Source organism: Nocardioides sp. (genome assembly GCF_024509035.1).
In the GTDB taxonomy this organism is placed as follows: domain Bacteria; phylum Actinomycetota; class Actinomycetes; order Propionibacteriales; family Nocardioidaceae; genus Nocardioides.
In genome coordinates this window covers 1-8564 of record NZ_JANINT010000092.1, presented here as the reverse complement: position 1 = coordinate 8564, position 8564 = coordinate 1, and the positions used below count along the sequence as shown (strand labels likewise).

9 protein-coding genes are annotated in these 8564 nt (G+C 70.4%); 8 read left to right on the top strand and 1 reads right to left on the bottom strand.

What is annotated here, in order from left to right:
• A partial coding sequence (locus Q0L15_RS07665) for a peptidoglycan-binding domain-containing protein (protein WP_296603389.1) occupies window positions 1-662 on the bottom strand: 662 nt, incomplete at its 3' end.
• 179 nt (window positions 663-841) lie between these two features.
• On the opposite strand from Q0L15_RS07665, the gene Q0L15_RS07660 reads away from it, so the two are divergent.
• The 8 genes from Q0L15_RS07660 to Q0L15_RS07625 all read left to right on the top strand — a co-directional run.
• Entirely contained in the window at window positions 842-1531 is a 690-nt protein-coding gene (locus Q0L15_RS07660; protein WP_296603387.1) for a demethylmenaquinone methyltransferase, read from the top strand.
• Between the two features lie 263 nt (window positions 1532-1794).
• Window positions 1795-2154: an NADH-quinone oxidoreductase subunit A gene (locus Q0L15_RS07655; protein WP_296603385.1), complete on the top strand. Its 360-nt coding sequence runs from the start codon at window positions 1795-1797 to the stop codon at window positions 2152-2154.
• Between the two features lie 127 nt (window positions 2155-2281).
• A complete protein-coding gene (locus Q0L15_RS07650) occupies window positions 2282-2836 on the top strand; it encodes an NADH-quinone oxidoreductase subunit B family protein (protein WP_296603384.1) in 555 nt (184 codons plus the stop codon).
• Window positions 2833-3582: an NADH-quinone oxidoreductase subunit C gene (locus tag Q0L15_RS07645; protein ID WP_296603382.1), complete on the top strand. Its 750-nt coding sequence runs from the start codon at window positions 2833-2835 to the stop codon at window positions 3580-3582. Before Q0L15_RS07650 ends, Q0L15_RS07645 begins: the two co-directional genes overlap by 4 nt.
• On the top strand, window positions 3582-4922 hold the full coding sequence (locus Q0L15_RS07640) for an NADH-quinone oxidoreductase subunit D (protein WP_296603380.1): 1341 nt from the start codon (window positions 3582-3584) through the stop codon (window positions 4920-4922). The genes Q0L15_RS07645 and Q0L15_RS07640 overlap by 1 nt, the downstream gene beginning before the upstream one ends.
• Window positions 4922-5710: an NADH-quinone oxidoreductase subunit NuoE gene (gene nuoE / locus Q0L15_RS07635; RefSeq protein ID WP_296603378.1), complete on the top strand. Its 789-nt coding sequence runs from the start codon at window positions 4922-4924 to the stop codon at window positions 5708-5710. Before Q0L15_RS07640 ends, nuoE begins: the two co-directional genes overlap by 1 nt.
• The gene (nuoF, locus tag Q0L15_RS07630; RefSeq protein ID WP_296603377.1) at window positions 5707-7017 is read left to right on the top strand and encodes an NADH-quinone oxidoreductase subunit NuoF; all 1311 of its coding nucleotides are present in this window, start codon (window positions 5707-5709) and stop codon (window positions 7015-7017) included. The genes nuoE and nuoF overlap by 4 nt, the downstream gene beginning before the upstream one ends.
• Window positions 7014-8564: NADH-quinone oxidoreductase subunit G (locus Q0L15_RS07625; RefSeq protein WP_296603376.1), on the top strand; the 1551-nt coding region annotated here is incomplete at its 3' end. The genes nuoF and Q0L15_RS07625, both read left to right, overlap by 4 nt.

Here is an 8564-nt window from a genome sequence, read left to right as displayed (position 1 = left end):
GCGCCGAACCGCACGTCGAGGGTCTGCTGCACAGCGCCGTCGACGACCCAGCGCAGCGTCGAGCTGGTCTTGTCGATGCAGAGCACCCGCCCGGTGCGGCAGCGCGCATCGAGGGCACCAGGGGTGTTCCCGCGGTTGTGCAGCTCGGCGTCGGTCGGCGTCGAGGTCATCGCGTGGAGGCGGTCGAGCGTGCGCTGGTCGACCTCGCCGGTCGTGGGGATGCCCCGCTTGGCCTGGAACCCGCGGACAGCGGTGGCCGTGACGTCGCCGTAGGTCCCCGTGACGTCGGTGTTGAACCAGTAGATCTGCTTCAGTCGCGCCTGGAGGTCGCGGACCTCGTCGCCCTGGTCGCCCGGTCCGAGCAGCCGGGGGCCGGGCTGGAGGGACGGCTCCGGGTCGGGGGTCGGCTCCGGGGTGCGGGTGTGGGTCGGCGCGGGCGTCGGCGCGGGGGTCGGCGTGGGTGTGGCCGTCGGGGCGTCCGTGCTGGGCGACGCGGTGGGCGACGCGGACGGGGTCGGCTCGGCGGTGGGCACGGTCCCGGTGCCGGCCGCCGAGGGCCGCGCCGAGGGCTCGTCCTCCAGGGCGTAGCCGGCCACGAAGGCGACGGCGCACAGCAGGGCCGCGACCGCGGCGACGAGGAACAGGCGACGCGCGAGCAGCATGGATCTCTCCTGGGGAAGTAGACGAGTCCGTCATCAGGGTGACGCTCGGCCGGGCCGGTCGGTTGCAGCCGCGCGGGCACGACTCGTCGCCGTGACCAACCTGTGACCCACGGCTCCGGACCGGTGCGCAGCCGGGACGCAGCGACGCCCGCACCGGGCCGGGGCCGTAGTCTCTGCGCGTGGTCCGCGCAGAGCTCGACAAGCAGCCGTCCGACGTCCGCCGCATGTTCGACGCGGTGGCCCGGCGCTACGACGTCACCAACGACGTCTTGTCCCTGGGCCAGGACCGGCGCTGGCGCAAGGACGTCATCGCCGCCGTCGACCCCCGTCCCGGGGAGCGGGTCCTCGACCTCGCCGCGGGCACCGGGACGTCGAGCCAGCCCTTCGCCGACCGTGGCGCGACCGTGGTCCCCTGCGACTTCTCCCTCGGGATGCTCCGGGTGGGCAAGCAGGCGCTGCCGCACCTCCCGTTCACCGCTGGGGACGGCACCCGGTTGCCGTTCGCCGACGAGACGTTCGACGCGGTGACGATCTCCTTCGGGCTGCGCAACATCGTCGACCCCCTCGCCGGACTGCGCGAGCTGCGGCGGGTCACGCGGCCCGGCGGGCGCATCGTGGTCTGCGAGTTCAGCCACCCGACGTTCGCACCGTTCCGCACGGTCTACCTCGAGTACCTGATGCGCGCGCTGCCGCCCATCGCCCGCGCGGTGTCCTCGGCTCCCGACGCCTACGTCTACCTGGCCGAGTCGATCCGCGCCTGGCCCGACCAGCAGGGTCTCGCGGCGATGATCGAGCAGGCCGGCTGGGCCGCTCCGCAGTGGCGCAACCTCTCCGGCGGCATCGTCGCGCTGCACCGCGCGACCCGCTGAACGACGGCCGCGCGGGCCTACCCGCGGGTAGTGTCCGACGCCCTCCGCCGCCCCATTTAGATCACGCGGATGTTCGTAAAATCCCCAGGTCAGCGGGCATTTCGGAGACGGTCTCCTGCTTTGCCGACCCTCGCGTGCGGTCCGCCGAACGGGATGGTTAACTGTGTGGCGCGCCTCCTCGTGATCGCATTCACAAAGTCACAAAGCAGGCCCGCTGAGTCGGGCCGATCCGGCGCAGCGGCACAGCTCTAGAAAGGCGCGGCATGGATCTCTACACGCCTGTGGTCGTCCTGGTCGTCCTGGCGACGGTCTTCGCCCTCGGCGGAGCGGTGATGGCCTTCGCGGTCGGCCCGACCCGGTACAACCGGGTCAAGCTGGACTCCTACGAGTGCGGCATCGAGCCCACCCCGCAGCCGGTCGGAGGCGGGCGCTTCCCGGTGAAGTACTACATCACCGCGATGCTCTTCATCGTCTTCGACATCGAGATCGTCTTCCTCTACCCGTGGGCCGTGCACTTCGACGAGCTGAAGGTCTTCGGTCTGGTCGAGATGGTCCTGTTCATCGCCACCGTCTTCGTCGCCTACGCCTACGTGTGGCGTCGCGGCGGCCTCGACTGGGACTGAGGCCCGCGATGTCCGCACCCTGCCTGCGTTGTCGGAGGTCGACGGCCAACCCCGGGCCGCCTCCCTCCTCCGCCTGGGCATCGCACGCACCTGACGACGCTCAACCTGTCCAGAAAGGAGTGCTCTGATGGGCATTGAGGAGAAGCTCCCGGCGGGAGTGCTGCTCTCGACCGTCGAGGGCCTCGCCGGCTACATGCGCAAGGCGTCCTTCTGGCCGGCGTCCTTCGGTCTGGCCTGCTGCGCCATCGAGATGATGACCAGCGGCGGCCCCAAGCACGACCTGGGCCGCTTCGGCATGGAGGTCTTCCGGGCCAGCCCGCGCCAGGCCGACGTGATGATCGTCGCCGGCCGGGTCAGCCAGAAGATGGCTCCCGTCGTGCGGCAGATCTACGACCAGATGCCCGAGCCGAAGTGGGTGCTCGCCATGGGCGTGTGCGCCAGCAGTGGCGGCATGTTCAACAACTACGCGATCGTCCAGGGCGTCGACCACATCGTTCCCGTGGACATGTACCTGCCCGGCTGCCCGCCGCGTCCGCAGATGCTGATCGACGCGATCCTCAAGCTGCACGACAAGGTCCAGCACACCAAGATGGGCGCCCACCGGGCCGCGGAGATCGAGGAGCTCGAGACCGCTGCCCTCGCGGCGCTGCCGACCTCCGAGATGAAGGGCCAGCTGCGGTGAGCGACTCCAGCGACGTCAAGCCCGAGCCCAAGGGCCCCGAGCAGCCGGCGACCGAGCAGTCCCCCGAGAACGTCCCCGCCCCGGCGGGCCAGGTGCACCAGGTCGGTGAGCGGCACGGCATGTTCGGCGTGCACGGCACCGGCGACACCAGCGGGTACGGCGGGCTCCAGCAGGCGATCGTCCTGCCCGGCGACGCCCAGCGGCCCTACGGCGGCTGGTACGACGAGGTCGCCGACGCTCTCGAGGAGGCGGTCCGCAGCGCGGGGGTCGAGGTGGCTGCGCCGCGCGTGGTCATCCACCGCGGAGAGATCACCTTCCACGTGCGCCGCGAGGACCTGCTCCCCGTGGCGCAGGTCTTGCGTGACGACGAGAGACTGCGCTTCGAGCTCCTCTCCGGGGTCAGCGGGGTGCACTACCCCGAGGACTCCGGTCGCGAGCTGCACGCCGTCTACCACCTGCTCTCGATGACCCACAACCGGCGCATCCGGCTCGAGGTCACCGCGCCCGACGCCGACCCGCACATCCCGTCGGTGGTCCCGCTCTACCCGACCGCCGACTGGCACGAGCGCGAGACCTTCGACATGTTCGGCATCGTCTTCGACGGCCACCCGGCGCTGACCCGCATCCTCATGCCCGACGACTGGCCGGGCCACCCGCAGCGCAAGGACTACCCCCTCGGCGGCATCCCCGTGGAGTACAAGGGCGGCGAGATCCCGCCGCCCGACCAGCGCAGGAGCTATAACTGATGACGGATCAGGACCTCTACTCCGGCACCAGCGAGACCAGCGAGGGCCGGGTCTTCACGGTCTCCGGTCAGGACTGGGACCAGATCGCCGACGGCCTCGCCGAGGAGGAGGGCCAGGAGCGCATCGTCGTCAACATGGGTCCTCAGCACCCCTCGACGCACGGCGTGCTGCGGCTGATCCTCGAGCTCGACGGTGAGACGGTCACCGAGGCCCGCGCGGGCATCGGCTACCTCCACACCGGCATCGAGAAGAACATGGAGTACCGCTCCTGGACGCAGGGCGTCACGTTCTGCACCCGGATGGACTACCTCAGCCCGTTCTTCAACGAGGCGACGTACGTCCTCGGCGTGGAGCGGCTGCTCGGCATCGAGGACCAGATCCCCGAGAAGGCCTCGGTCATGCGGGTCCTCCTCATGGAGCTCAACCGCATCTCCTCCCACCTGGTCGCGATCGCGACCGGCGGCATGGAGCTCGGTGCGCTGACCGTGATGACGATCGGCTTCCGCGAGCGCGAGCTGTGCCTCGACCTCTTCGAGCTGATCACCGGCCTGCGCATGAACCACGCGTTCTTCCGCCCCGGTGGCGTGGCCCAGGACCTGCCTCCGGGTGCCCTCGACGAGATCCGCGGCTTCATCACCTTGATGAAGAAGCGGCTCCCCGAGTACGCCGCGTTCTGCAACGCCAACCCGATCTTCATCGGGCGCCTCGACGGCATCGGCCACCTCGACCTCGAGGGTTGCCTGGCGCTCGGCATCACCGGTCCGGTGCTGCGCAGCACCGGGTACCCGTGGGACCTGCGCAAGACCCAGCCCTACTGCGGCTACGAGACCTACGACTTCGACGTCCAGACCTGGGACAGCTCCGACTCCTACGGCCGGTTCCGGGTGCGCCTGAACGAGATGTGGGAGTCCCTGCGGATCATCGAGCAGGCCGCCGACCGGCTCGCCGGGCTCGACGGTGCCCCGGTGATGATCCAGGACAAGAAGATCGGCTGGCCCAGCCAGCTCGCGATCGGCAGCGACGGGATGGGCAACAGCCTCGACCACATCCGGCACATCATGGGTGAGTCCATGGAGGCCCTGATCCACCACTTCAAGCTGGTGACCGAAGGCTTCCGGGTCCCGGCCGGCCAGGCCTACGTGCCGGTCGAGTCGCCCCGCGGCGAGCTCGGCGCGCACGTGGTCTCCGACGGTGGCACCCGCCCGTTCCGGGCGCACTTCCGCGACCCGTCCTTCACCAACCTGCAGGCGACGAGCGTGATGGCGGAGGGCGGCATGGTCGCCGACGTCATCGTCGCGATCGCGTCCATCGATCCCGTCATGGGAGGCGTCGACCGCTAATGCTGAGCGAAACTACGTACGGCGAGCTGCAGGAGATCGCCGCGCGCTACCCGGAGCCGCGCAGCGGTCTGCTGCCGATGCTGCACCTCGTGCAGTCCGTCGAGGGTCGGATCACCCCGGAGGGCATCGAGGCCTGCGCCGAGCTGCTGAACATCACCGCCGCCGAGGTCAGCGGCGTCGCGACGTTCTACACGATGTACAAGCGCCGCCCGGTCGGCGACTACCACGTCGGCGTCTGCACCAACACGCTGTGCGCGGTCATGGGTGGCGACGCGATCTTCGAGCGGCTCAAGGACCACCTCGGCGTCGGCAACGACGAGACCACCGAGGACGGCAAGATCACCCTCGAGCACGTCGAGTGCAACGCGGCCTGCGACTACGCGCCGGTGATGATGGTCAACTGGGAGTTCATGGACAACATGACCCCCGAGACCGCCATGCAGATCATCGACGACCTGCGCGCCGGCAAGGAGGTCCGTTCCACGCGCGGCCCGCGCATCGTCACCTGGCGCGAGGCCGAGCGGGTGCTCGCCGGCTTCCCCGACGACCTCGCAGACGAGGGCCCCGCCGCTGGTCCGGCGTCGCTGGTCGGCCTCGGCATCGCACGTGAGAAGGGCTGGACGGCGCCCGCCGGCGCCCAGGGCGAGAACGGCCACGCGGTTCCCGAGGAGCCTCGCCAGGTCGAGCAGGCCGCAGCCGAGGCCAGCCCGCCGCAGTCCGACAACGCGACGGTCGAGAAGGAGAGCGGCACGTCCGAGACGGCCGCCGAGAAGGGAGACGCCCAGTGACCGACGTCCTCACTCCCGTCCTCACCGACAACTGGGACCAGGAGCGCAGCTGGACGCTGGCCGCCTACGAGCAGCGCGGCGGCTACCAGGCGCTCGACAAGGCCTTCTCGATGGCGCCCGACGCGATCATCGACGCGGTCAAGGAGTCGGGCCTGCGCGGTCGTGGCGGCGCGGGCTTCCCGACCGGCATGAAGTGGGGCTTCATCCCGCAGGACAACCCCAAGCCCAAGTACCTCGTGGTCAACGCCGACGAGTCCGAGCCGGGCACCTGCAAGGACATCCCGCTGATGATGGCGAGCCCCCACACGCTCGTGGAGGGCGTGATCATCAGCTCCTACGCCATCCGCGCCAACAAGGCGTTCATCTACATCCGCGGTGAGGTCCTCCACGTGATCCGCCGGGTCCAGCGGGCGGTCCAGGAGGCCTATCTCGCCGGTCACCTCGGCACCAACATCCACGGCTCCGGCTACGACCTCGACATCGTGGTGCACGCCGGCGCGGGCGCCTACATCTGTGGTGAGGAGACCGCGCTGCTCGAAGGTCTCGAAGGCCGCCGCGGCCAGCCGCGGCTGCGCCCGCCGTTCCCCGCGGTCGCCGGCCTCTACGCCAGCCCGACGGTCATCAACAACGTCGAGTCGATCGCGTCGGTGCCGAGCATCATCGCCAACGGCCACGAGTGGTTCGCCTCGATGGGCACCGAGAAGTCCAAGGGAGTCGGCATCTTCTCACTGTCCGGCCACGTCAAGCGGCCCGGGCAGTACGAAGCCCCGCTCGGGATCACGTTGCGCACCCTCATCGACCTCGCCGGTGGCATCCGCGAGGGCCACGAGCTGAAGTTCTGGACGCCGGGTGGCTCCAGCACCCCGCTGCTGACCGCCGAGCACCTCGACATCCCGCTCGACTTCGAGGGTGTCGGCGCGGCCGGCTCGATGCTCGGCACCCGCGCCCTGCAGATCTTCGACGACACGACCTGCGTGGTGCGCGCGACGCTGCGGTGGACGGAGTTCTACAAGCACGAGTCGTGCGGCAAGTGCACCCCGTGCCGTGAGGGCACGTGGTGGCTGGTGCAGGTGCTGGCCGCGCTCGAGAAGGGGCAGGGCAACGAGGAGGACCTCGACCTGCTGCTCGACCAGTGCGACAACATCCTCGGCCGCTCGTTCTGCGCCCTCGCCGATGGCGCGGTCAGCCCGGTCGCGAGCTCGATCAAGTTCTTCCGCGACGAGTACGTCGCGCACCTCACCCATGGCGGCTGCCCGTTCGACCCGGCGGCGGCCACCGTCTTCGCACCTGCTGGAGCCACAGCATGACGACCACACCGGAGAAGGCCACGGAGAACCTGGTCACCGTCACGATCGACGGCGTCCAGACGAGCGTGCCCGCGGGCACGCTGGTGATCCGGGCCGCCGAGCAGATCGGCGTCCAGATCCCGCGCTTCTGCGACCACCCGCTGCTCGCGCCCGTCGGCGCCTGCCGTCAATGCCTCGTCGACATCCCCGACGCCGGCAACGGTCGCGGCTTCCCCAAGCCGCAGGCGTCCTGCACGCTGCCCGTCGCCGAGGGCATGGTCGTCAACACCCAGGCCACCAGCCCGGTCGCGGACAAGGCCCAGCAGGGGATCATGGAGTTCCTCCTGATCAACCACCCGCTGGACTGCCCCGTGTGCGACAAGGGCGGTGAGTGCCCGCTGCAGAACCAGGCGATGTCCAACGGCCGCGGCGAGTCCCGCTTCACCGGCTACAAGCGGACCTACCCCAAGCCGATCAACATCTCCGCCCAGGTGCTCCTCGACCGTGAGCGCTGCATCCTCTGCGCCCGGTGCACCCGCTTCTCCGAGCAGATCGCCGGTGACCCGTTCATCGCGCTGATCGAGCGCGGCGCGCTCCAGCAGGTCGGCATCTACGAGCGCGAGCCGTTCGAGTCCTACTTCTCCGGCAACACCATCCAGATCTGCCCCGTCGGCGCGCTCACCAGTGCCGACTACCGCTTCCGCTCGCGCCCCTTCGACCTCGTGTCGACCCCGAGCGTCGCCGAGCACGACGCGTGTGGCTCCGCGATCCGCGTCGACCACCGCCGCGGCAAGGTCATGCGCCGCCTCGCGGGCAACGACCCGGAGGTCAACGAGGAGTGGATCACCGACAAGGACCGGTTCGGCTTCCACTACGCGACCGAGGACGACCGGCTCACCTACCCGCAGGTGCGTGACGAGGACGGATCGCTTCGTCCGGCGTCCTGGACCGAGGCGTTCGCCGTCGCAGCACGCGGCCTGCAGGCGGCGGGCGGCAGCGCTGTCCTCACCGGTGGCCGCGTCACCGCCGAGGACGCCTTCGCCTACAGCAAGTTCGCGCGCGTGGCGCTCGGCACCAACGACGTGGACTTCCGCTCCCGGCCGCTCTCGGCCGAGGAGACCTCGTTCCTCGCCTCCGAGGTCGTGCTGCGCGGCCCGGGCAACGGCGGTGTGACCTACGCCGACCTCGAGTCCGCCTCGACGGTGGTCCTGGCCGGGCTCGAGCCCGAGGACGAGGCCGGCATGGTCTTCCTGCGGCTGCGCAAGGCCTCCAAGCGCGGCACCCGCGTGGTGTCGATCGCGCCGTACGCCTCTCGCGGCCTGGCCAAGATGAGCGGTCAGCTGCTGCGGACGGCGCCCGGCGGCGAGGCCGCAGCCCTCGAGGGCCTCGTCTCCCACGCCGAGTTCGGCATCGACTCCACCGCGGTGGTCCTGGTCGGCGAGCGGCTCGCCACCTCGCCCGGCGCCCTGAGCGCCGCCGCCGCGCTGGCCAAGCGCACCGGTGCTCGCCTGGCCTGGGTGCCGCGCCGCGCCGGTGACCGCGGCGCGATCGAGGCGGGCTGCCTGCCC